Source organism: Stakelama flava, from assembly GCF_019351405.1.
In the GTDB taxonomy this organism is placed as follows: domain Bacteria; phylum Pseudomonadota; class Alphaproteobacteria; order Sphingomonadales; family Sphingomonadaceae; genus Sphingomonas; species Sphingomonas flava_A.
In genome coordinates this window covers 116,055-138,688 of the sequence record NZ_JAHWZX010000010.1, presented here as the reverse complement: position 1 = coordinate 138,688, position 22,634 = coordinate 116,055, and the positions used below count along the sequence as shown (strand labels likewise).

Genomic DNA, 22,634 nt, shown 5'->3' with positions numbered 1-22,634 from the left:
AATGGGTATTCCGCTCGATTATGAAACGCTTCGCGTCATCTGGTGGCTGCTGCTGGGTGTGCTGCTGATCGGCTTTGCGCTGACCGACGGGTTCGATCTGGGCACCGCGGCGCTGCTTCCCTTTATCGGCAAGACCGATGAGGAACGTCGGATGGTCATCAACACCATCGGCGCCACCTGGGAAGGGAACCAGGTCTGGTTCATCCTGGGCGGCGGCGCGATCTTCGCTGCATGGCCATTCGTCTATGCGGTCAGCTTTTCGGGGTTCTACCTCGCCATGTTCCTGGTGCTTTCGGCGCTGATCCTGCGTCCGGTGGGGTTCAAATACCGGTCGAAAAGGGCCGATCCGGCATGGCGCAATCGCTGGGACTGGGCGCTGTTCGTCGGGGGATTCGTTCCCGCACTGGTCTTCGGCGTCGCGGTCGGCAACGTGCTGGCGGGCGTGCCCTTCCGGCTCGACGGCGACCTGCGCCCCTTTTACGAAGGAACGCTGCTCGGCCTGTTCACGCCGTTCACGCTGCTGACCGGTCTGCTGTCGGTCGCGATGCTGGTGCTGCACGGCGCTGGCTGGCTCAGCCTGAAAGCCGAAGGCGTGGTGCGCGAACGCGCCCGCAGCTGGGGTCAGATCGCCGCCATTCTTGCCATCGCTCTGTTTGCGCTGGGCGGCGTGTTCGTGGCGATGGGGTCGATGGGCTATCAGGTCAGCGGCGCGGTCGATCCCAACGGGCCGTCCAACCCGCATCTTGCCGGGGCGGTCGCCGCGGCGGGCGCGTGGATGGACAATTATTCTGCGCATCCCTGGATGCTGATCGCGCCGATGCTGGGCTTTTTGGGGCCGGTCATCGCCTTTTTCGGCATTCGCGGGCGCGGCGACACCATGGTCTTCACCGGATCGAGCATCGCCACGGTAGGCATCATCGCGACGGTCGGCCTGTCGATGTTTCCCTTTATCCTGCCCAGCTCGATCGATCCGGCGTCCAGCCTGACCGTCTGGACCGCCTCTTCCAGCCATATGACGCTGTTCATCATGCTGCTGGCGACGGTGCTGCTGCTGCCTATCGTGCTTGCCTATACGGCCTGGGCCTATCGCGTGATGTTCGGACGGGTGAGCGAGGAAGAAGTTCGCCTGAACCCCGATTATTATTAAGGAGATTTGGCAATGTGGTATTTCGCATGGATCCTGGGTCTCGGCCTGGCAGTCGGTGTCGCGGTGATGAACGGCATCTGGCTTGAATTCCATACCGACCCCGCGACTGATCTGACGGTCGAGGACTGATTTCATCGCTTCCGGCGCGGCGAACCGAAGCAAAGGTTGGCCGCGCCGCTCCGTTCCGGCATCTTGAAGGGGCGCCGCCCATGCACCGTTATATCCCCGCCCTCGCGAACCGCGCCGCGCCGCGCTACACCAGCTATCCCACCGCGGCCGAATTTGACGGATCGGTCGGCGCGGGGCAGCATGCCGCGGCGCTTGGCAGCGCGGCAAAGGACGGGCCGGCGTCGCTGTATATCCACATCCCCTATTGTCATTCGGTCTGCTGGTATTGCGGTTGCAACACCGGGGCACTCAATCGCGAGGATCGGCTCGAGGCATATCTGGAGGCGCTTTTCGCCGAAATCGCTCAGATCGGCGCGGCGTTTGGCGGAACGATCGGACAGGTGCATTTCGGCGGCGGCACCCCCAATGTCCTGTCGCCGGCACAGTTTTCGCGGCTCGCCGAACATCTGCGCCAGAATTTCGCGATTCCACTGGACGCCGAATGGGCGGTGGAGATCGACCCGCGTTCGTTCACCCGCGATCATGCGATCGCGTTCGCCGCCGCCGGGGTAGGCCGCATTAGTATTGGGGCGCAGACATTTTCGCCGCATATTCAGGCCGCGATCGGCCGTATCCAGCCGCTGGCCGAAGTCAGCCGGGTGATGGCCGACGCGCGCGAAGCGGGAATCGCACGGATCAACCTCGACCTGATGTACGGCCTGCCCGGACAAAGGCTGGACGATATCGCGGCGACATTGTCCGCCACGCAGACGCTTGCGCCCGACCGCGTGGCGATGTTCGGCTATGCGCATATGCCGCGCCTGTTGCCGCGCCAGCGAATGATCGACGAAAGCCGCCTGCCCGATGGCGAGGCGCGTTTCTGGCAGCGTGCGCTGGCCCATGACATGCTGGTCGAACAGGGGATGGAGGCGATCGGATTCGATCATTTCGCCCGACCGTGGGACAACCTGACGCTGGCCGCCCGCGAAGGTGCGCTGCATCGCAATTTTCAGGGGTTCACTGACGACTGCGCAACGACGCTGATCGGGCTGGGCGCATCGGCGATCAGCCAGTTTCCCGGGCTGATCGTGCAAAATGAAAAGCATGTCGGGCGCTATCGCATGCTGGCCGGCAACCGGCAGGGGTGCGCGGTGCGTGGACTGGTGCGCTCGCGCGAGGACCGGTTGCGCGGCGCGGTGATCGAGCGGTTGCTGTGCGATGGCGTCGTCGATGCACAGGCGATCGCGCGTGCCCACGGCCTGCCCGCCAGCGCGGCCGTCGCCGATGAAGCGCTGCTCTACGAATTGGAGGGGCACGGCGTCGTTCGGCGCGATGGCGCGCGTCTGGCCATTACGCGCGATGGCCTTCCCTATGCGCGCCTCGCCGCCGCTGTGTTCGACACCTATCGCAATCCGGGCGCGCGCCGCTTCAGCCGAGCGGTCTGAACTGCCTTTATTGCGTAACTCTACCGATAGCCCGTCGATCGTCCGGGTGTTTAGCCTGCCAGTGAATTTCTGAAATCGGGAGGCGATGATGAAGAATATATTGCTGCTGGTGCACGACGATTCAGGGCAGGAGGCCCGGTTTCAGGCGGCGCTGGATGTTACCCGCGCGATGGACGGACATTTGAGCTGCGTCGACATCGCGCTCGCGCCTGCAATGAACGAGGATTATTTCTCACCCGGCCTCGGCCCCATCCTGATGTCGGAGGAAATCGAGCAGGAACAGGCCAATCGCGGACGGCTGGAACAGCGGCTGGCGAGCGAGGACGTGGCATGGACCAGTATCGAGGCGAGCGGCGATCCGGGTGAGGCGATGCGGCGTGCGGCGCGGCTTTGCGACCTGATCGTGGTCAACAGCGACCTTCAGAAATTTCCCCATCCCCGGCTGTCGGAAATCGCCGGGGAACTGATTGTGTCATCGGGCAAGCCGGTGCTGGCTGTGCCTGCCGATATGCGCAAGCTCAACCCGTTCGGCGGTGCGCTGGTCGCCTGGGATGGTTCGCGTGAGGCGGAAACGGCGCTGCGAGCGGCGGTGCCGCTGCTTGCCCATGCGAGCGGCGTAACGCTGTTCGAGGTAGAGGACGGATCAGTTAAACTGCACGCCGAAGCGGCGGCCGAATATCTCTCCCGGCACGGCATCCACGCCGCCATCCACCGGGTAACGGGGGTGGGAACGCATCCGGGTGATGCGATCCTGAAGGCGATCGGCGACATGAAGCCCGATTATGTCGTGATGGGTGGTTTCAGTCGCCCGCGCCTGATCGAATCGATGTTCGGCGGGGTCACCCGGCAATTGTTCGATCACAGCCCGGTGCCGCTCTTTCTGGCGCATTGACGCCAAACCTGCGTTCGGCGAGGCTCCTCGTCGAACATTCCGGCAAGGGCTGTGCGGCGTCGCGATCGCGAACGTCAATATCGATGCCCCCTGATATGAATCGCGGGCACGAAAAAGGGGGCGGTCGCCGCGACCGCCCCCTTCCCCCTTGCCAGCCATGGTGTCGTCAGAAGCGGGTTCCGATGCCCAGCCCCACGACGAATGGATCGATATGAATGTCGGCCTGATTGATCGCGCCGCCGGTATTCAGCGTGGCGGTAGTATCCATGTCGATATATTTCAGGTCGAAATTGACGAACACCCGATCGGTCAGATCCATGTCGACACCGGCCTGCAGCGCATAGCCGAAGCTGTCGTCCATCTTTATCTTCGTGTCGCCGATCGCGGCTTCCAGCGCGTCGCTGGCATCTTCGGAATAAAAGATGGTGTAGTTGACCCCGGCGCCCAGATAGGGGCGCACTGTCCCGTGCGGGTTGAAATGATATTGCAGCGTCAGCGTCGGCGGCAGGACCCATGTGCTGGCCAGCTTGTCGATTCCGCCCAGCGTCCCGCGCCCCTGCGCCGCATGCTTGGTCGTGCCCAGAATCAGCTCCGCGCCGATATTGTCGGTCGCCATATAGGTGAAGTCGACTTCGGGCATCACGCTGTAGCCCACACCCACATCACTGCCCGGAAATGCGGGTTCGACGGCGCTGGAGCTTTCGTTCGGGGAAACCAGGATGGCGCGGGCGCGGACGAGCACGTCGCCCGCCTGGATGCCGGTGGCGGGGGCCGCGTCCTGGGCCAGGGCCGCGCCGGGGGCGAGAAGCGCCGCAGCGGCGGCGGCGGTGATAGCAAAGGATGGCACGCGCATGATCAAATCTCCTGCATTGGTTGCAGGCGCGATACTGCTGCGCGCGGCTGCGCACTTTGATCGTTCGCAATATAGCGATTAGGTAGATTTCCGGAAGGAAGCGTCCTTTTGAACGGTGGCGTCGGGCAGGGCGCGAGCCATCGCGCGCACGCAGGAACAGGCATGACCAAGGCATCGATACCCGATCTGGATTTCGCAAATGTCATCGCGGGCGAAAGCGAATGCGCGATGCTGCTGGCCGATGCGCACGGGGTCATCCTGTCATGGAACGCGGGCGCCGAGCGGCTGACCGGATGGAGCGCGCAGGCAGCGATCGGCCAGCCGCTGGGCATGCTGTATCAGGAGGGGCAGGCGGGTGCGAAAGAGGCGGCGACCGATCTGGCCGCGGCACGCGACCATGGCCGTCATCGGCGCGAAAGCTGGCGCGTCAGGCGGGATGGATCCGAATTCCTTGCCGACGCCACCACGCTTGCCGTGCGCGGGACGGACGGGGCCACGGCCGCCTTTTGCCAGATCACCCGCGACATCACGCGTGAGAAAGCCGACCAGTCGGCGCTCGCCCGCAACGAACAGCATCTTCGCTCGATCCTCGCCACCGTGCCCGAAGCGATGATCGTCATCGACGAACGTGGAATCATCCTGTCGTTCAGCACCGCCGCCGAAACGCTGTTCGGCTATAGCGAGGAGGAGGTGCGCGGGCGCAATGTCGGCATGCTCATGCCGCAGCCCGATCGCGGACGGCACGACCAGTATCTGAAACATTACGAGGAAACCGGCGAAAAGCGCATTATCGGCATCGGCCGGGTGGTGCGCGGCATGCGCCGCAGCGGCGAAACCTTCCCGATGGAATTGGCGGTGGGGGAGGCGGTTAGCGAGAGTTTCCGAATCTTCACCGGTTTCATCCGCGACCTTACCCACGAACAGGAAGCCGAATTGCGGATGGAGGAACTGCGCAGCGAACTAATCCACGTATCGCGGCTGAGCGCGATGGGGACCATGGCCTCCACGCTCGCGCATGAACTCAATCAGCCGCTGACCGCGATCGCCAATTATCTGGAGGCGGTGCGCGACCTGATCGACGAAGGGACGATCGAACCCGACATGCTGCATGAAGCAGTGTCCGAATCGGCGAGCGAAGCGCTGCGCGCCGGGAATATCGTTCGCCGCCTGCGCGAATTCGTCGCGCGGGGCGAGATCGAAAAGCGGGTCGAGGATCTGGATGAACTGATTGGCGGCGCGGGACGGCTGGGCTTTGCCGGAGCGACCGAAAGGAGCATCCGCGCCTTTTTCGACCTTTCGCCCGACATGCCGCCGGTGCTGGTCGATCGCGTTCAAATTCAACAGGTATTGGTGAACCTGATCCGTAACGCGATCGACGCGGTGAGCGAAAGCGATGTGCGCGATATCCGGGTCGGCACGCGCCGCGCCGCGCTGGCAATGGTGGAAGTGTCGGTGGCCGATACCGGCCCTGGGGTGGACCCGTCGATCATGCCGCGATTGTTCGAAGCCTTTACGAGCACGAAACAGAGCGGCATGGGACTGGGCCTATCGATATGCCGCACCATCGTGGAGGCGCATGGCGGGCGCATCCGCGCCGAGCCGAACGATGGCGGCGGCAGTATCTTTGCGTTCACGATTCCCAGTGCGGAGACCAGCGAATGAGCGACAGGCGTGTCATCCACCTCGTCGATGACGAGGAAGCGATCCGGCGATCCGCCGGGTTCATGCTGCGCACCAGCGGTTTCACGGTCGAAACCTATGAATCGGGGGACGAGTTTCTGAAGGTCGTGAAAACCGCCGAACCCGGTTGCGTGCTGCTCGACATCCGCATGCCGGGCATGGACGGGCTGGAAGTGCAGCAGGCGCTGGCCGACCATGGCGTAACGATGCCGGTGGTCGTGCTGACCGGCCATGGCGATGTCGGTACGGCCGTGCGCGCGATGAAGCAGGGCGCGGTCGATTTTCTGGAAAAGCCCTTTGAGAAAAAGGCGGTGCTCGCCGCGATCGAATCGGCATTCGCGCGTTTCGATCGGACCTCACACGACGATGTCGCCGAACATGAGGCGAAAGTGCTGGTGGCGCGGCTGACCCGGCGCGAAACCGACGTGCTTGCCGGGCTGGTGCGTGGCCATCCGAACAAGACGATCGCCTATGACCTTGGCATTTCACCGCGCACGGTCGAGGTGCACCGCGCCAATTTGATGACCAAGCTGGAGGTGCGCAATTTGTCCGAAGCGCTGCGCATCGCCTTTGCCGCTGGAATCGAGGGAGAAATCTAAGGAGATTCCCGTATCGCGCGGGGAGGATGCGCGCGGCATCGTGGGGTTATGACCGACTCCCGTTCCCAGGCCGAATCGCGGCAGTTGCTGCTGATCGAGGATGACGCGAAGGTTCGCCGCTCGCTTCATCTGTTGCTGCAATCGGAAGGATATGAGGTGCGATCCTTTCCTGGGATCGGCGCGCTGCTGGCTGAAAGTCTCGCCAGAACCGCGCCCTATCTGGTCACCGATTATCGGCTGAGCGATGGCGACGGGATCGGCGTATTGCGCGCGCTGCGCGGCGTCGGGTGGCAGGGGCGTGCGGTGCTGATCACCGGATTCGCCACCGAAATGCTGCGCGAGGCGGCGATGGCGTGCGGTTTCCATCATATCGTCGAAAAACCGCTGCGCCGCCACGATCTGCTTCGCGCGCTCAGCGCCTGACCGCTCCGGCGCGCGCTCGACGCTTGCGGCGGCGCGCGATGCTTGCCACGGATAGCGCGGATAACAAGCATGGGAGTGTGGCTGGATGGCGGGATTGTGGTTCGAGGAACTGAAGGTCGGGCAGATTTTCGACCATGCGATCCGGCGCACCGTTACCGAAACCGACAATCTGATGTTTTCCACCCTGACGCATAATCCGGCGCAGCTTCACTTGGACGCCGAATATATGAAGGGAACCGATTACGGCCGGATTCTGGTCAACTCCACCTTTACGCTGGGGCTGATGGTGGGGGTGTCGGTGGGCGATACGACGCTGGGCACCGCGATCGCCAATCTGGGCTGGGACGAGGTTCGCTTTCCAGCGCCCGTCTTCATCGGCGATACGCTGTCGATCCAGACCGAGGTGGCGGAACTGCGCGAATCGAAATCGCGGCCCAATGCCGGAATCGTCACTTTCATCCACCGCGCCTATAATCAGGACGGCGTGCTGGTGGGATCTTGCCGCCGCAGCGGATTGCAGCGCAAGCGCCCCGAAAGCGTGTGATGCGTGGGGCGGGGCGCCATGCCTTGCCCTGGGCACGGTGTTGCTTAAATCGATGGCGATGACAGATGCCGCGCCCTCGCCGATCCCCGCCGCCACGCTGGTCGTGATGCGTCAGGGCGAAGACGGCGCCGCGCCCGACCTGTTGTTCGTCGAACGCTCTCGCGACCTGCGCTTTGCAGGTGGGGCGGTGGTGTTTCCCGGCGGGCGGATCGATCCGGGCGACCATGCGCTTGCCGAACGAATCGCGCCCGGTCTTTCCGATGCCGCCGCACGGATCGCGGCGATTCGTGAAACGCTGGAGGAAACTGGGTTGGCGGTCGGTTTCGCGACGTCGCCCCCGCCGGAAGCCGCGGCGCGGATGCGGCGCGGCCTGAATGACGGGCGGGCGATGGGAGAAGTGATCGAAGGCGCGCTCGATCTTGATGCGCTGGTGCCGTTCGCGCGCTGGCGTCCCGATCTGCCGCATGCGCGCGTGTTCGACACGCTGTTCTATCTGGCACGCTGTCCGGCCTGCATGGGGGAGGTCAGCGTCGATGGAACCGAGAATAGCCGGCTGTTCTGGGCCAGGGCACAGCGCGTGCTCGACGACGCGGCTCGCGGCGATGTGCACATTATCTATCCGACAAGGCGCAATCTGGAACGGCTGGCGGCGCGTGCCGATTTCGATGCCGCGATCGCCCATGCCCGTGATTTTCCCGTACGGCTGATTACCCCCTGGGTGGAGATGCGCGACGGTGCGCGCCACCTGTGCATCCCGGACGATCTTGGCTATCCGGTTACGTCCGAGCCGCTGGCTGATGTGAAACGCGGGTGAGGGCGCTTCGCGGGATCATCCGGGCGGGAATCGTTCTTGCGCTGCTGTTCGTGGCGGGGGTGGTCGGCTGGGGCTATTTTCGCCACCATCCGCAGGACGTGCCCTGGGGGCAGTTGGACCTTGCCGAAAAGCCGGGACTGTTCAGCGGGCGACGGCTTGCCGCGCTGACCGGTGATTTCGACCAGTGCCGCGCGCTGCTGACCCGTGCGGGCGTCGATTACGCGGTGATGCCTGCGCGCAAGGGCGAACATTGCGGCTATTCAGACCGGGTGCGCATACGCCCCGGCGGTGCCAGCCCGATACGTTTTCGCCCGGCGGGGCTGGGTACGAGCTGCCCGGTGGCGGCGGCGCTGGTGATGTGGGAATGGAACGGGCTGCAACCGGCCGCGCAGCGCTATTTCGGGACGAAGGTCGTCGCCATCCGCCATCTCGGCAGCTATTCGTGCCGCCGCATGTACGGGCGCGGATCGGGGGCGTGGAGCGAACATGCAACCGCCGATGCCGTCGACGTTGCGGGCTTTGTGCTGGCCGACGGGCGCGAGGTCAGCGTGCTGCGCGACTGGAAAGGGGACGGGGAAAATGCGGCGTTCCTGCACGCCGTGCGCGACGATGCCTGCGACCTGTTCGCCACCGTGCTCTCGCCCGACTATAATAATGCGCATCGCGACCATTTCCACCTCGATCAGGCGGAGCGAGGCGCGCTGGGCGGACGCGCCTGCCGGTGACCGGCAAGCGCGTGTCCGGCAAGCAGATCAGCTTGGAAGCGCCGTCCCGTCGACCTTTTCCACCCAGGCGGGAAAGAAGCTCGGCTGACGCACCGACCAGCCCGAAGCGGTCGCCGCGGCTTCGCTGATCGACTGAAGCAGCTTGCGGCGCAGATCGGGATGAAGCTGCGGCATGGCGGCGGCGGCGCAAAAGGCGGCGGGCAGCCATGGCCGCACCTCTGCCCCGATCAGCCGTTCGTACAGGAAGCGATAGGCGGCGAAGGCGGGCAGCCGCCCCTGACCCAGATCGAATGCCGAAACGCTGATCAGCGGCGCAAGAAACGGTTCGACCGCATCGATGGCGCTGTCATCGGGGACCATGGCGCGAATATCGGGAAGCCGGTCGTACAGCCGCGCCTGCGCGCGAATGCTCGCCGCTTCGACCACGTCGCGCGACCAGCGGGCGAGCGCATCCTCGCGATCCAGCCCGATGTCGAGCGAGCGGCGGATATAACGCTGCGTCGCCGCGCTGAACCCAGCGAACTCTTTCATTTCCGATAGCGTCATCGCGCCGTCGGCCGGTTTCATACGTGAACTCATAATCAACTCCACCCCCAGCATCGCGACGGGGAGCATAGCCGATCGTGGTTAACCTAACATTGAACGGCCTGCGAACCCGACACGGACCATCGGACCATAAAGACTGTTGCGTTGCAACAAACCATGCGACGAACCGAGTGCGGCAATCAATTGGATCGCCGCTATTCCATTATAGGAAATAAAGCTGCGCCCCGGTCAATCGGCGGTCAGGCGGACCAGCGCATTGGCGATCCAGCCGGACGGGCAGGGGCCGGTATAGGCCTGTGGCCGTTCGACCCGCTGGTTTACACCGCAATCGGCGGATGCGGACGTGCCGTCGCGCGTTTGCGGGACCACGACGCCCAGCCAGCGCTGGTCGATCGAGCGGGTGCAGATAAACATGCGCTGCCCCGCCTTCAGCGCGGTAACCTGATCGGCCTCGTCGAACGGTGCGGCGCGAAGCGGGACATTCTTGTCTTCTCCGATGGTGACGATGCCGCGCGCCCCGCAGGCGGCGAAATTGGCGCCGTTTTCGCCGATCCGCACCGGCCGCGCGCCGGGCGAAAGCGGCTGATCGACCGCCGCGTCGCTGGTCTGGCTGTCATTTTCCGGGGTGATCGGCGTTCCCGACTGGCAGGCGGAGAGCATGAGCGCCAGGGTCGCAAGCGGCAGGATAAATCGCATACGAAGCACCTTAGCGGGCGGTGCGCGCGATTTCGAGCGGCTTTGCACACTGCGCGTCTGGCCGCCGTTGCCGTTTGCGGAGGGAGGCCTTAGGCGGCGTGGACAAATTCCACATCGCCACGGTTGCCCTGTAAAAGGCCCCGGCAAGGCGTGAGGACGATGGAATAGTGCTCCTATTTCAAGGACGAGCAACGCGGCTGGGGCCTTTTACAGGGCAACCCCGCAGGGGCTGGACCAAAAACCGTCACTTCCGCGTCGGCTCGGCTGGAAATATGGACATATTCCTGCACCTCGCCTCCTCGAACTGACGGTTTTTGCCTCCAGCCGTGGCGTTGCGGAATTTGTCCACGCCGCCTAGCGTCCACCCCTTGTTCATTTATTTTGTGCGAGGGCCGCTTTTGATGAAACTACAGATGCTTACCGCCTCCGCGCTCGCGATCGCGCTGACCGCCTGTTCGGGCGCGGCGGGCAATTCCGCCGCCGTTTCGCAAAATGACGCGCCACCCGCCGTGGCGCCGGTGCTGGACACGCCGGAGGCGAAGGACGTGCACAGCTATGCCGATCCGCAGGAAGCACGGGTGACGCATGTCTCGCTGGACCTTGCCGCGGATTTCGACGCACATGTGCTTCGCGGGACGGCGACGCTTGATTTGAAGACGGCGAAGGATGCGGACAAGGTCATCCTCGATACGCGCGACCTCACCATCGCGTCGGTCACCGATGCGAAGGGCAAGCCGCTTCCCTATCAGGTCGGCGCGGCCGATCCCGATCATGGCGCGCCGCTGACAATCGCGCTCGACGGCGCGAAACAGGTGAAGATCACCTATCAGACCTCCCCCGATGCGCCGTCGCTGCAATGGCTCAGCCCCGAACAGACGGCGGGCAGGAAATATCCCTATCTGTTCAGCCAGGGCGAGGCGATCCTCAACCGCAGCTGGATTCCGACGCAGGACAGTCCGGGCATTCGCCAGACCTGGGACGCGTCGATTACCGTGCCCAAACCGCTGACCGCGCTGATGAGCGCGGAAATGCTGACCCCGGATGGCGTGGACACGTCGGGCGATCGCCACACCTTCCGCTTTCGCATGGACAAGCCGGTCGCGCCCTATCTGATCGCGCTTGCCGTCGGAAATCTTCAGTTCAAGGCGACGGGTCCGCGCACCGGCATCTGGACCGAACCCGAAATGCTCGACAAGGCGGCGTATGAATTCGCCGACCTGCCCAAATTCGTCGATGCGGCGGAGGATCTGTACGGCCCGTATCGCTGGGGCCGGTACGATGTGCTCGTCCTGCCGCCCAGTTTCCCGTTCGGCGGCATGGAAAATCCGCGCCTGACCTTTGCCACGCCGACCGTGATCGCGGGCGACCGGTCGCTGGTTAGCCTGGTCGCGCACGAACTGGCGCATAGCTGGTCGGGCAATCTGGTGACCAACGCGACGTGGAATGATTTCTGGCTGAACGAAGGCTTCACCGTCTATTTCGAAAACCGCATCATGGAAAAGCTGTACGGCAAGCGGCGCGCGGCGATGGAGGCCGATCTCGGCTGGACGGGAATGATGGACGCGGTGAAGGCGGCGGGCGGGCCGACTTCGCCGGATACGCAGCTCCACCTTAATCTGGGCAAGGACCGCGATCCCGATGACGGGATGACCGACATCGCCTATGAAAAGGGCGCGGCGTTTCTGCGCACCATCGAAAAGACGGTGGGGCGCGACCGGTTCGACAAATATCTGCGCGGCTATTTCGACCGCCATGCTTTCCAGCCGCAGACCACGGCGGGTTTCCTCGCCGACATCAAAAAGAACCTGCTCAGCGATGCGGAGGCAAAGCGGATCGGGCTGCACCAATGGGCCTATGAACCGGGCATTCCCGACAATGCGGTTCATGTGAAATCCGAAGCCTTCCCGGCGATGGACATGGCGGCGAAGGAATATGCCGAGGGCGGGCTGGTCGCATCGGTGCCCGGCGACGACATCACCACGCAGGAACGCGTGCGTTTCCTGAACCAGCTTCCCCGCGACCTAAGCCATGATCGCTTAAAGGCGCTCGATGACCGGTTCGATTTCAGCCATGCGGGCAATAGCGAGATACGCTTTGCCTGGCTGATGCTGGCGCTTGATGCGCGCTATCAGCCGGCGGTCGCGTCGGCACAGGCGTTCCTCACCAGCCAGGGACGGCGTAAATTCGTCGCGCCGCTGTTTTCGACGCTGATGAACGAAGACAACTGGGGAAAGCCGATCGCGCGGCGAATCTATGCCATGGCGCGCCCCGGCTATCATTCGGTCACCACCGGCACGGTGGACCGGATCGTCGGCTGGACGCCCGATCAGGGCTGAGCGTTCCGTTCATTCGGGCCAGTCATCGCCCCCGCAACACGTTTCGTCGGAATTGGTTCCGTTGAACCGTGGGCGGGGGTTTTTTTTGTCCTAAGGGTCTGCTTAGCAGACATCACCTGATCATTGCCGTGGGGGGCAAAACACATGAATTTAGGACGCTTTGCGGCGCGTTTCGCGCTGACGGGATTGCTTTGCCTGGCGACGGTGGCACCGGCCCAGGCCAGATTCTGGCAATGCGTGCCCTTTGCCCGCGAAATGTCGGGCATCAACATTCATGGCGATGCGCTCACCTGGTGGAAACAGGCCGCCGGCGTGTACGAGCGCGGCAACACCCCGCATGTCGGCGCGGTCATGTCTTTCGCCCCGGTCGGCAAGATGCATCTCGGTCATGTCGCCATGGTGTCGCAGGTGGTGAACAGCCGCGAAGTGCTGCTCACCCACGCCAACTGGTCGAAACCGGGCGGTGTCGAGCATGATGTAAAGGCCATCGACGTTTCGCCCGACAATGACTGGAGCGAGGTGAAGGTATGGTATGCGCCGATCGATGATCTGGGCGCGACGACCTATCCGGTGAACGGCTTCATCTATCCCGTATCGGTTCCCGACGCGACCGACGCGGAAAAGGCGCTCCCCTATGCCGCGCTGCCGCGTCAGCCGGTAGATCACACCGCCGAGCATCTGGTCGCGCTCACCAACTGATTGCGGCCAAAGCGGGCCGAATCCCCGCCGCCGGCGTGAAGCATACGGGCTATGCGGCCCGGAACTTCATCGCCGCACCGTTCATGCAATAACGTTTTCCCGTGGGCTTCGGCCCGTCGTTGAAGACATGGCCAAGATGCCCGCCGCAGCGGCTGCACAACACTTCGGTGCGCGCCATGCCCAGCGACCGATCGGTGCGGGTGACCACCGCGCCTTTCAGCGGCGCGTAGAAACTGGGCCAGCCGGTGCCGCTCTCAAACTTGGTTTTCGAGGAATAGAGCGGCTGGTCGCACCCGGCGCAGATAAAGGTTCCGCTGCGATGTTCATCGTTGAGCGGACTGGAAAAGGGGCGTTCGGTTCCTGCTTCCCGAAGGATGCGGAACTGGGTCGGCGTCAGGCGCTTCTTCCACTGTTCGCGCGAAAGGTTGAGCGGGAACGTCTCGGCTGCGCGGCTCTCTCCGGCGGAACATCCCGTCGTCAGCGCGGCAAGGCCGATTCCGGTAAAGCCCAGAAACTGTCGGCGATCGGGGGTCATGCGTCATCCTTCCTGCAAGAGCATGGTTGCCCCGATACGCTTCGGACGGGGCAATGGATGCACGCCCGGCCGCGGCGAGGGGCGAACCGTTTCGTCGTGCGATACCCTATCGCGCCTGAACCGGGCCTGATCTGGCAAATTCAGCCTGCCCGCCGCCGGTATCACACGCTCGTCTCGGCGATCTCCGCGTCGCGCTTACGCCGCCAGCGTGGTTTCGCCCCGGCCGATTTCAGCACGCCGATGCGAAAGAAGCGCGCGCCCAGCGCGATCGACAGCGCCACCCACAGCAATTGCCAGCCAAGCGCCAGCACATGCGGCCAGATCGCCGCCTCCCGCGCGGCATAGCCAAGCATTGCGAAGGGCGAACTGAACGGGAAAACCCGCGCGATCAGCGATACCGTCTGATCGGGCAGCGCGACAGAGGCGGAGGCGAGGCCGAGCATCGCCATCTGGAAAATGGTGATGGGCAGCGAAAGCATCTGGATTTCGCGCGGGGTCGATGCCTGCGCTCCTACGCCCAGAAACACCGCGCCCAGCAGCAGATAGGCCATGGTGAAATAGACGAGGAACAGGATCGCGAAGGGGATGATGCCGATTACGGGCCGCATCTCGTCCGCCTTCGCAAAGGCCTCACCCGGCAGGAATGCGGTCATCAGTCCGGCCAGCCCGCCCCAAAAGGCGATAAAGACCATCGCCACGCCGAACATGCCGATCAGCTTGCCCAGAAACACGCTTTCCAGGCGAACCGAGGCGGCGAGTATCTCGATTACCTTGTTCGACCGCTCCTCCGCCATGGTGCCCACCGTCTGGCCCGACAGCATCAGCGTGAGAACGAACAGGATGGTGACCGCGAAGACGCCGGTGGCCGATGTGCCGCCGATCGAACTCCCCTCGCGCGCTATTCGCACGAAATCGGGATGGGTGAGCGGCCGGTCGAACCCGCCCGCCCTTGCGCGTGCCGTCTGTTCGGCCACTTCGGCGAGATAGCTTGCGCTCGACGATTCGGCGTTGCGCTTCAGGATGGTGGGATGTTCCAGCGGGCCGTACAGCACCGCCGGGACGTCATGATCCTCCTGATCGAGGAGCGTGCGCGCCTGCTTCGCGGGATCGGCTTCGGGCGCGAGCGTGATTAGTTCGGGGGGCGTCGATTTTTCCCCGAACAGGTCGCGCAACCGGATGTCGGTCGCGGTGAAGTCGCGCGCTTCATCGCTGCCCAGCACGGCATAGATCCGCTGTTTGGCATCGGCGTTCTTGCCGACCATCGCGCCGCCCATGCCGCCGATCGCTCCGAAACCGAACATCAGGACCGGGGCAAAGAGGAACAGCAGGAACGTCGGTGTCGCGACGATTGCGGTGAAGTCGCGCCGCGCGATGGTCAGGGTGTCGCGGATCATCCGCCAGGTCGATTTCATGCCATTTCCTCCGCCGCCTTGCGTCCGACGATCTGAACAAAGGCGTCATGCAGGCCGGGTCGTTCGATCGACAGCCCTGATATGCCGTGCCCCGCCTCGATCAGGCGGACCAGCAACTGTTCGATCCCCTCTTCGGGCAGGGTGAAGCGCCAGCCATCGGCTTCGCGCACGGCATCGCCGGGCAGGGTCGCCGCGATATCGGCACCTTCATGGTGCGGTTCATAGAATACTTTCATCGGCAGCAGCGCGCGCGCATCGGCGACCGTGCCTTCGAACCGGCGCTGGCCGTCGGCGATCACGCAGAGCCGGTCGCACAGCCGTTCGGCATGCGCCATGATGTGCGTGGAAAACAGAATCGTCGCGCCGCGATCGCGTTCGCCCAGGATAAGCGCTTCGAGCCGTTCCTGATTGACCGGATCGAGGCCGGAAAACGGTTCGTCGAGCACGATGAAGCGCGGCCGGTGGACGACCGATCCCAGCAACTGGACAAGCTGCGCCATGCCCTTCGACAATTTGCGGATTTTCATGTCGGGCGCGTGGCCCAGCCCCGCCGCCGTCATCAACTCCACCGCCCGCGCGCGTCCGGTTTTCCAGTCGAGCCCGCGCAGCGCACCCATGAACGCGATCGCATCCTTGCACTTCATGCCCGGATACAGGCCGCGCTCTTCGGGAAGATACCCCACCTCGTCGCTGATCTCGCGCGGCGAATCATTGCCCAGCAGTGTGCGGTGCCCTTCATCGGGTTCGATAATGCCCAGCAGCATGCGAAGCGTCGTCGTCTTGCCCGCGCCATTGGGGCCTAGAACGCCGTAGATCGCGCCCTTCGGCACGGCGAGATCGATTCCCTGAACGACGCGCTTTCCGCCGAATTTCTTGACCAGCCCGTGCGCTTCGAGCGCGAGTTCCTGAACCATTTCCGGCTGCCGCCCCCTGTCACCGCTTGCCATCGCTTCGCCGCGCGTGGCAACGCTTCGTCGCAAAGATACATTTGCCCCGCCACCCGTGGTAGCGGGGCAGCGTGAGCGAAGACAAGGTGCTGGAAGACCGCATAAAAGAAAAGGCGCGCGAGCTTGGTTTCGTCGCGTGCGGCTTCGCGCGTGCCGATACTACGCCCAAAACGGCCGAGCGGCTTCGCCAATGGTTGGAGGCGGGGCGGCATGGCGACATGATCTGGATGGAAAGCCGCGCGCATCACCGCGAAAATCCCGTCGGGCTGTGGCCCGATGTCCGTTCGGTCATCGCGCTGGGGATGAGCTATGCCCCGGGCATCGATCCTTTTGCGCTGGAAACGGTGCCTGAGCGCGGACGGATTTCGGTCTATGCGCAGGGTCGCGATTATCATGATGTGGTGAAAAAGGCGCTTAAGGCGCTCGGCCGCTGGCTGGTCGCCGAAGCGGGCGGCGAATTGAAGGTGTTCGTCGACACCGCACCGGTGATGGAAAAGCCGCTGTCCGAAGCGGCAGGGCTGGGCTGGCAGGGTAAGCACACCAATCTGGTCAGCCGCGACCATGGCAGCTGGCTGTTCCTCGGCGCGATCTACACCACGCTCGACCTTGCGCCTGAAAAGCCGGGCCGCGATTCGTGCGGATCTTGCCGGGCGTGTCAGGATGCCTGTCCCACCGACGCTTTTCCCGCGCCCTATCAACTCGATGCGCGCCGTTGCATCTCGTACCTCACCATCGAGCATAAGGGGCCGATCCCGCACGAATTTCGCGAAGCGATCGGCAATCGTATCTATGGCTGTGACGATTGCCTGGCGGTGTGTCCGTGGAACAAGTTCGCCCGCGCTGCGGCGCGAAACCGCGCCTTCCTGCCGCGTGGCGAGCTGACCGCGCCGTCGCTCGCCGCGCTGCTTGCGCTTGACGATGCGGGTTTTCGGGAAGTGTTTTCAGGCTCGCCGATCAAGCGGATCGGGCGCGACCGGATGGTGCGCAATTGCCTGATCGCGGCGGGGAACAGCGGCGACCCGGCACTTGGCCCACCGGTCCGCGCGCTGCTGGACGATCCCGATCCGGTGGTCGGCGAAGCGGCGCACTGGGCACTGGAACGGCTCGGCGGATGAGCGAGCATTTCGATGCGATCGTCCTGGGAGCGGGCGGGGCGGGGCTGATGTGCGCCGCCACCGCCGGGCAGCGCGGGCGCCGCGTGCTCGTCATCGACCATGCCGACGCGCCGGGGAAGAAAATCCTGATTTCCGGCGGCGGACGATGCAATTTCACCAATCTGGGCGTCGCGCCCGACCGCTATCTTTCCCGAAACCCGCATTTCATGAAATCGGCGCTCGGCCGATACACGGCAAAGGACTTTCTGGCGCTGGTTGATCGTTACGCTATCGCGTGGCACGAAAAGACGCTGGGCCAGCTTTTTTGCGACGGGTCGGCTCGGCAGATCGTCGCCATGCTGCTCGACCAGTGTGACGCGGGCGCGGTGACGCTGCGCGTGTCCGCGCCGATTACCGATGTCGTGCACAGCGATGGCCGATACCGGGTGACGCATGGCGGACGCGTGGCCGAAGCGCCCGCGCTGGTGATCGCCACCGGCGGGCCGTCGATCCCCAAAATGGGTGCGAGCGGCTTTGCCTATGATCTTGCCCGCCGATTCGGGCTGAAGGTGGTCGAACCGCGCCCCGCGCTGGTCCCGCTGACCCTACCGGGGGAGGAGGCGCTGTTTCGCGACCTGTCGGGGGTTTCCGCGCCCGTCATCGCGCGCTGCGGCAAGGCGGCGTTTGCCGAAGCCGCGCTGTTCACCCATCGCGGGCTTTCCGGCCCGGCGATCCTGCAAATCTCGTCCTATTGGTATCCGGGCCAGCCGATCGGTATCGATTTCCTGCCCGGACATGGCGCGGACTGGCTGGTCGCGATGAAGCGGGAGAAACCGCGCATGTCGCTTCGCCAGCTTCTGGGCGGGGTGCTTCCCGATCGGCTGGCCGCCGCGCTTGCCGGGCGGCTGACGCTGGAGGGCGGCCTTGCCGATCAGAAGGACCGCGCGCTTGCCGATGCAGGACGGCAGCTCTCCGACTGGCGCTTCGTGCCAAACGGCAGCGAAGGCTTTGCCAAGGCGGAGGTGACGGTGGGCGGCATCGACACCGCCGGGCTGTCGTCAAAGACGATGGAGGCGCGCAAGGTGCCGGGGCTGTATGGGGTGGGCGAGGCGGTGGACGTTACCGGCTGGCTGGGCGGCTATAATTTCCAATGGGCATGGGCAAGTGGCTGGGCGGCTGGGCAGGCGCTGTAGCGGGGAGGGGGTGACTACTTCCCGCCGCGCCGCCGGGTGAGCGCGGCGACGCAGCTTGCCCGGTCGATCGGCGCTCCGCTGCGCTGGCGCGCGTCGATATGGGTGACGATCGGCGCGCCGCCGCCGCGCGGGGGATAAAGATAGGCGTCGAGCACGCAGATATCGCTGCCGAACTGCAATTTGCGCCCCACGCCTTCGGTTTGATCGGCGTCGGGCGTGCCGAACAGCGCCTGAAGCGCGCGCGCATCCTTGCCCATCACCCGTTCCAGCCCGGCCGCGCTTTCGGTCGGCGTGACCGAACCCATTTCGGGGCGGGCGCTGGGGATCATGCTGCCGCTGCACCCCGCGAGCAGAACCGCGCCTGCCAATATCGCCGCCTGAGCCTTCATGCGTATCTCTTCCCGTGAAACAGATGGGTTGCCATCGCCGCGCCCAGAACCGGCGCGACCAGATTGACGAACGGAACCATGAGCAGCCCCGCCACGGCAAGTCCCAGGACGAAGCGCGGCCATCGCGTCGCCGTGCGCCAGTCACGCATCGCCGCTTTATTCAGGTGCCGTGCGGCCACCATGTCGCCCAGATCGCGACCAAGCAAGCATCCGTTGACGACAAGAAACAGTGCAGCCGTTCCAATGCCGGTTGCCAGCAGCAGCAGATAGAGCGGCGTCAGCAACAGGTTCGCGGCAATCGCCCGTAGTGCGGAGGAGATTCCCATAACGGCGGCGCGGCCGAACGGCACGTCGCGAGCGCTTGCCAGCATTCGCGGATAATGTTTCGCCTCCACTGCGCGCACCATATCATCGGCGAAAAGGCCGAGCACCGCGATGGCAATGGCGCGGAAGAGCAGCCAGGCCGCACCAAGCGTGGCCAGCATCGCGGTCATGGCGGCGATGCCCGACGCTGTCTCGCCTGCACCGATCAGCCGTTGCATTGCCCCCGCAATGCCGAACCACAGCGCGCCGCCGAACAGCGCGAAGATCAGCAGCGTCAGCAGAAACGATTTCAGGAAGACGCGCGCGACTGCCGGATCGTCGAACTGACGGATCGAAAGGAACAATGCACGCATCATCGGGATATGCGGTGTATCGGACCCGCGCCGCGTGTCCAGCGGTTGCAAGCGGCAGGAGGGCCGCCTAGGCCCGCGTGCAATGCACTTTTTCGAATTCCTCTTCAGGAGAACCATGTGACCAGCGCAAGCTATGATGTCGTGGCGATCGGCAATGCCATCGTCGATGTAATCGCCCAGTCGGACGATGCCTTTCTGACGAAGGAAGGCATGAACAAGGGGTCGATGCAGCTTATCTTTGAGCCCGAAGCGGCCGATGCGCTGTACGGTAAAATGGGGCCGGGGCGAGAGATTTCGGGCGGTTCGGCGGCGAACACCATCGCCGGCATCGCATCGCTTGGTGGGAAATGCGGCTTTATCGGCCAGGTCGCCGACGATGAACTGGGGCAGATTTTTGCGCACGACATCCGCTCGGTCGGCATCGATTTCGATACGCCCGCGCGCAGCGGCGAACCAACCACCGCGCGCTGCCTGATCTTCGTGACGCCCGACGGGCAGCGCACGATGAACACCTTTCTGGGTGCCTCGCAATTTCTTCCAGCCGAGGCACTCGACGCCGATTTTATCGCGAAGGGCGAGATCCTCTATCTCGAAGGCTATCTTTGGGATCCCGAAGAACCGCGTGCGGCGATGCGCCGGGCGATCGAAATCGCGCGCAAGGCCGGCCGCCGTGTCGCCTTCACGTTGTCGGATACCTTCTGCATCGACCGGCATGGCGACGATTTCCGCAAGCTGATCGCCGACGGGCTGATCGACATCCTGTTCGCCAACGAAAACGAGCTTCAGGCGCTGGCGCAGGTCGAGGATTTCGATGCCGCCGTCGACAAGATCGCCGGGCAGGTGCCACTGCTGGTCGCCACGCGCAGCGAAAAGGGCGCGATCGCGGTAAAGGACGGCGACCGGGTCGAAGTCGCCGCCGAACCGATCGACAAGGTTGTTGATACCACCGGCGCGGGCGACCTGTTCGCAGCCGGGTTCCTGCGCGGTCAGGCGCAGGGCAAGTCGGTGAAGGATTCGCTGAAAATGGGCGCGATCTGCGCGGGCGAGATCATCTCGCATTATGGCGCGCGCTCGGAAGCCGATCTGGGCAAACTTGTCGGCGACAGGGTCGGCTAGAATGGCAAGGCCGCACCGTTCGCGCTGAGCGGTGGACGAAGCCGGCGTCGCATATGACGGGTAGAGGGGAGCCTGCGGGCTCCCCTTTTTATGCCGCCTCGAAAACCGCTCAAAAAAATTGGGGCCGGAAAAGGCATATTGCTTCCGGCCCCGTTCAAACGTTCGGTGTTAAATCTCGCCTCAGGCGTCCTTGTAACCCGGCGTGTGGGCGCTGCCGATCGGCGGCACTGCCTGTGGCGGGGCATCCTCATCATCTTCATGCACGTCGATGATGCCGCGCCCGACATGGCTTTTGCGGAAGCCGTAAAGGAAATACACGACCAGCCCGATGCCACCCCATACCGGCAGCACCAGCATCGCCTCCACCGGCAAGCTGACATAAAGGCCGAGCGTGCCGAGGATCGCCAGCGGCGCGACGATATAGACCGCCGGCGTGCGGAACGGCCGTTTCCGTTCGGGCTGGGTCCGGCGAAGGATCAGCACGGCGAGCGCCACCATGAAGAAGGCGAAGAGCGTTCCCGAATTCGAAATGTCGGCAAGCTGCCCCACCGGCAGGAACGCCGCGAAGAACGCGACCGCGACGCCGGTGATCATCGTGACGATGTGCGGCGTCTTCCATTTCGGGTGAATGGCCGACAGGAATTCGGGCAGCAGCCCGTCGCGTGCCATCACGAAGAAGATTCGCGTCTGGCCGAACAGCATGATCAGGATGACCGAAGGCAGCGCGAGGAACGCCGCGATACCGATCATGTCGCCCAGCCGGGCATAGCCGATTTCGCGCAGCACGTGGGCCAGTGCTTCGCGCGAACAGACCAGCGGTTCGGTTCCCATGCTCGCCAGCGCCTGACAGCGGTCAGCGAGTTCTGGCGTGCCGGGGGCCAATATGCCGCCACCGATCGCGGTGACTGGCTGTGCGCCGATGGTGCCGATCGCACCGGCCGCCACCAGCAGGTAGAAGACGGTACAGATCGCCAGGCTTCCGATCAGGCCGATGGGCACGTTGACCTGCGGATTCTTTGTTTCTTCCGCCGCGGTCGAAACCGCGTCGAACCCGACATAGGCGAAAAAGATCGAGGCGGCGGCGCCGACCGCGCCCAGTCCCGACCCGAATCCGGTTCCGATCCAGCCATTGGGCAGGAAGGGTTCGAACTCCGCACCCTTCATCACCGGCACGGTCAGCGCGATGAAGACAGCGAGCGCGGCCACCTTGATCGTCACAAGCACCGCGTTCACCCGCGCGCTTTCGGTCGTGCCGATCATCAACAGCAGCGTGACGAGCAGGGCGATGATCAGTGCGGGCAGGTTGACGATGCCGCCCGCATAGGGGCCGACCGACAGGACATGGGGAAATCCTATCCCCCAACTGTCGAGGAGCCCGATGAAATAGCCCGACCAGCCGACCGACACGGCGCTTGCCGCCACGGCATATTCGAGGATCAGCGCCCAACCGACCATCCAGGCCAGAAGTTCGCCCATCACGGCATAGGTATAGGTATAGGCCGAACCCGAAACCGGCACCATCGATGCGATTTCGGAATAACAAAGTGCCGCCACCGCGCACACGAACGCGGCGATGACGAACGCCCACATCATGCCCGGCCCCGCCTTTTGCGCGGCTTCCGATGTCAGTACGAAGATGCCGGTGCCGATGATTGCGCCCACGCCCAGCAGCGTGAGCTGGATCGGACCGAGCGTTCGTGCAAGCGATTTCTTCTCAGCGGTCGCCAGAATGGCGTCCAATGGCTTTACGCGCCAATCCATGAA

General features: G+C 64.2%; 24 protein-coding genes. 15 read left to right on the top strand and 9 right to left on the bottom strand.

Annotated elements, in window-relative coordinates; translation table 11 throughout:
- Position 1 precedes the first annotated feature (1 nt).
- The 4 genes from cydB (at position 2) to KY084_RS11850 (ending at position 3,592) form a co-directional block, all read left to right on the top strand.
- Positions 2-1,147, top strand: coding sequence for a cytochrome d ubiquinol oxidase subunit II (cydB, locus tag KY084_RS11865; protein WP_219238681.1), 1,146 nt, complete (start codon positions 2-4; stop codon positions 1,145-1,147).
- 12 nt (positions 1,148-1,159) lie between these two features.
- Positions 1,160-1,276 (top strand): cytochrome bd-I oxidase subunit CydX, encoded by a 117-nt coding sequence (gene cydX, locus KY084_RS11860; RefSeq protein ID WP_219238680.1) that lies wholly within the window; start codon positions 1,160-1,162, stop codon positions 1,274-1,276.
- An 80-nt stretch (positions 1,277-1,356) separates the two neighbouring features.
- Positions 1,357-2,700 carry an oxygen-independent coproporphyrinogen III oxidase gene (hemN, locus tag KY084_RS11855; RefSeq protein ID WP_219238679.1) on the top strand — a complete coding sequence of 448 codons (1,344 nt, stop codon included), beginning with the start codon at positions 1,357-1,359 and terminating at the stop codon, positions 2,698-2,700.
- 85 nt (positions 2,701-2,785) lie between these two features.
- Positions 2,786-3,592, top strand: a complete 807-nt coding sequence (locus KY084_RS11850; RefSeq protein ID WP_246587073.1) for a universal stress protein — start codon at positions 2,786-2,788, stop codon at positions 3,590-3,592.
- Between the two features lie 166 nt (positions 3,593-3,758).
- Here KY084_RS11850 and KY084_RS11845 read toward each other — a convergent pair whose 3' ends face one another.
- A complete protein-coding gene (locus tag KY084_RS11845) occupies positions 3,759-4,445 on the bottom strand; it encodes an OmpW/AlkL family protein (protein WP_219238678.1) in 687 nt (228 codons plus the stop codon).
- Between the two features lie 162 nt (positions 4,446-4,607).
- Between KY084_RS11845 and KY084_RS11840 the strand changes: the two genes are divergently transcribed.
- The 6 genes from KY084_RS11840 (at position 4,608) to KY084_RS11815 (ending at position 9,230) form a co-directional block, all read left to right on the top strand.
- A complete protein-coding gene (locus KY084_RS11840) occupies positions 4,608-6,107 on the top strand; it encodes a PAS domain-containing sensor histidine kinase (RefSeq protein ID WP_219238677.1) in 1,500 nt (499 codons plus the stop codon).
- On the top strand, positions 6,104-6,724 hold the full coding sequence (locus KY084_RS11835) for a response regulator transcription factor (RefSeq protein WP_219238676.1): 621 nt from the start codon (positions 6,104-6,106) through the stop codon (positions 6,722-6,724). The genes KY084_RS11840 and KY084_RS11835 overlap by 4 nt, the downstream gene beginning before the upstream one ends.
- Positions 6,725-6,772: 48 nt before the next feature.
- Positions 6,773-7,147: a response regulator gene (locus tag KY084_RS11830; RefSeq protein WP_219238675.1), complete on the top strand. Its 375-nt coding sequence runs from the start codon at positions 6,773-6,775 to the stop codon at positions 7,145-7,147.
- Positions 7,148-7,232: 85 nt separating this feature from the next.
- Positions 7,233-7,691 carry a MaoC family dehydratase gene (locus KY084_RS11825; protein WP_219238674.1) on the top strand — a complete coding sequence of 153 codons (459 nt, stop codon included), beginning with the start codon at positions 7,233-7,235 and terminating at the stop codon, positions 7,689-7,691.
- Between the two features lie 52 nt (positions 7,692-7,743).
- Positions 7,744-8,505, top strand: coding sequence for an NUDIX hydrolase (locus KY084_RS11820; protein ID WP_343228006.1), 762 nt, complete (start codon positions 7,744-7,746; stop codon positions 8,503-8,505).
- Positions 8,502-9,230 carry an extensin-like domain-containing protein gene (locus KY084_RS11815; protein WP_219238673.1) on the top strand — a complete coding sequence of 243 codons (729 nt, stop codon included), beginning with the start codon at positions 8,502-8,504 and terminating at the stop codon, positions 9,228-9,230. The genes KY084_RS11820 and KY084_RS11815 overlap by 4 nt, the downstream gene beginning before the upstream one ends.
- Before the next feature lie 27 nt (positions 9,231-9,257).
- Here KY084_RS11815 and KY084_RS11810 read toward each other — a convergent pair whose 3' ends face one another.
- Both KY084_RS11810 and KY084_RS11805 read right to left on the bottom strand, forming a co-directional pair.
- Positions 9,258-9,809, bottom strand: a complete 552-nt coding sequence (locus tag KY084_RS11810) for a hypothetical protein (RefSeq protein ID WP_219238672.1) — start codon at positions 9,807-9,809, stop codon at positions 9,258-9,260.
- Positions 9,810-10,004: 195 nt separating this feature from the next.
- Positions 10,005-10,472 carry a hypothetical protein gene (locus tag KY084_RS11805; RefSeq protein WP_219238671.1) on the bottom strand — a complete coding sequence of 156 codons (468 nt, stop codon included), beginning with the start codon at positions 10,470-10,472 and terminating at the stop codon, positions 10,005-10,007.
- 401 nt (positions 10,473-10,873) lie between these two features.
- Here KY084_RS11805 and KY084_RS11800 point away from each other — a divergent pair, with 401 nt between their 5' ends.
- The gene (locus tag KY084_RS11800) at positions 10,874-12,808 is read left to right on the top strand and encodes a M1 family metallopeptidase (protein WP_246587072.1); all 1,935 of its coding nucleotides are present in this window, start codon (positions 10,874-10,876) and stop codon (positions 12,806-12,808) included.
- Positions 12,809-12,952: 144 nt separating this feature from the next.
- On the top strand, positions 12,953-13,507 hold the full coding sequence (locus KY084_RS11795) for a CHAP domain-containing protein (protein ID WP_219238670.1): 555 nt from the start codon (positions 12,953-12,955) through the stop codon (positions 13,505-13,507).
- Between the two features lie 49 nt (positions 13,508-13,556).
- Here the strand turns inward: KY084_RS11795 and msrB are convergent, their stop codons facing one another.
- From msrB to KY084_RS11780, 3 genes are all read right to left on the bottom strand, one after another.
- Positions 13,557-14,042 (bottom strand): peptide-methionine (R)-S-oxide reductase MsrB, encoded by a 486-nt coding sequence (gene msrB, locus KY084_RS11790; protein WP_219238669.1) that lies wholly within the window; start codon positions 14,040-14,042, stop codon positions 13,557-13,559.
- A gap of 161 nt (positions 14,043-14,203) precedes the next feature.
- The gene (locus tag KY084_RS11785) at positions 14,204-15,454 is read right to left on the bottom strand and encodes an ABC transporter permease (RefSeq protein WP_219238668.1); all 1,251 of its coding nucleotides are present in this window, start codon (positions 15,452-15,454) and stop codon (positions 14,204-14,206) included.
- The gene (locus KY084_RS11780; protein ID WP_425516736.1) at positions 15,451-16,401 is read right to left on the bottom strand and encodes an ABC transporter ATP-binding protein; all 951 of its coding nucleotides are present in this window, start codon (positions 16,399-16,401) and stop codon (positions 15,451-15,453) included. The genes KY084_RS11785 and KY084_RS11780 overlap by 4 nt, the downstream gene beginning before the upstream one ends.
- A gap of 71 nt (positions 16,402-16,472) precedes the next feature.
- Here KY084_RS11780 and queG point away from each other — a divergent pair, with 71 nt between their 5' ends.
- Together queG and KY084_RS11770 are read left to right on the top strand one after the other, a co-directional pair.
- Positions 16,473-17,516, top strand: coding sequence for a tRNA epoxyqueuosine(34) reductase QueG (gene queG, locus KY084_RS11775; RefSeq protein WP_219238667.1), 1,044 nt, complete (start codon positions 16,473-16,475; stop codon positions 17,514-17,516).
- Positions 17,513-18,688, top strand: a complete 1,176-nt coding sequence (locus KY084_RS11770; protein WP_219238666.1) for a BaiN/RdsA family NAD(P)/FAD-dependent oxidoreductase — start codon at positions 17,513-17,515, stop codon at positions 18,686-18,688. The genes queG and KY084_RS11770 overlap by 4 nt, the downstream gene beginning before the upstream one ends.
- A gap of 14 nt (positions 18,689-18,702) precedes the next feature.
- Here the strand turns inward: KY084_RS11770 and KY084_RS11765 are convergent, their stop codons facing one another.
- Entirely contained in the window at positions 18,703-19,077 is a 375-nt protein-coding gene (locus KY084_RS11765) for a hypothetical protein (RefSeq protein ID WP_219238665.1), read from the bottom strand.
- Positions 19,074-19,757, bottom strand: a complete 684-nt coding sequence (locus KY084_RS11760) for an EI24 domain-containing protein (RefSeq protein WP_219238664.1) — start codon at positions 19,755-19,757, stop codon at positions 19,074-19,076. Before KY084_RS11760 ends, KY084_RS11765 begins: the two co-directional genes overlap by 4 nt.
- Positions 19,758-19,871: 114 nt before the next feature.
- Between KY084_RS11760 and KY084_RS11755 the strand changes: the two genes are divergently transcribed.
- A complete protein-coding gene (locus KY084_RS11755; RefSeq protein WP_219238663.1) occupies positions 19,872-20,870 on the top strand; it encodes an adenosine kinase in 999 nt (332 codons plus the stop codon).
- Positions 20,871-21,050: 180 nt separating this feature from the next.
- On the opposite strand, the gene KY084_RS11750 is transcribed toward KY084_RS11755, so the two are convergent.
- Positions 21,051-22,631 (bottom strand): amino acid permease, encoded by a 1,581-nt coding sequence (locus KY084_RS11750; RefSeq protein WP_219238662.1) that lies wholly within the window; start codon positions 22,629-22,631, stop codon positions 21,051-21,053.
- Positions 22,632-22,634: the final 3 nt, after the last annotated feature.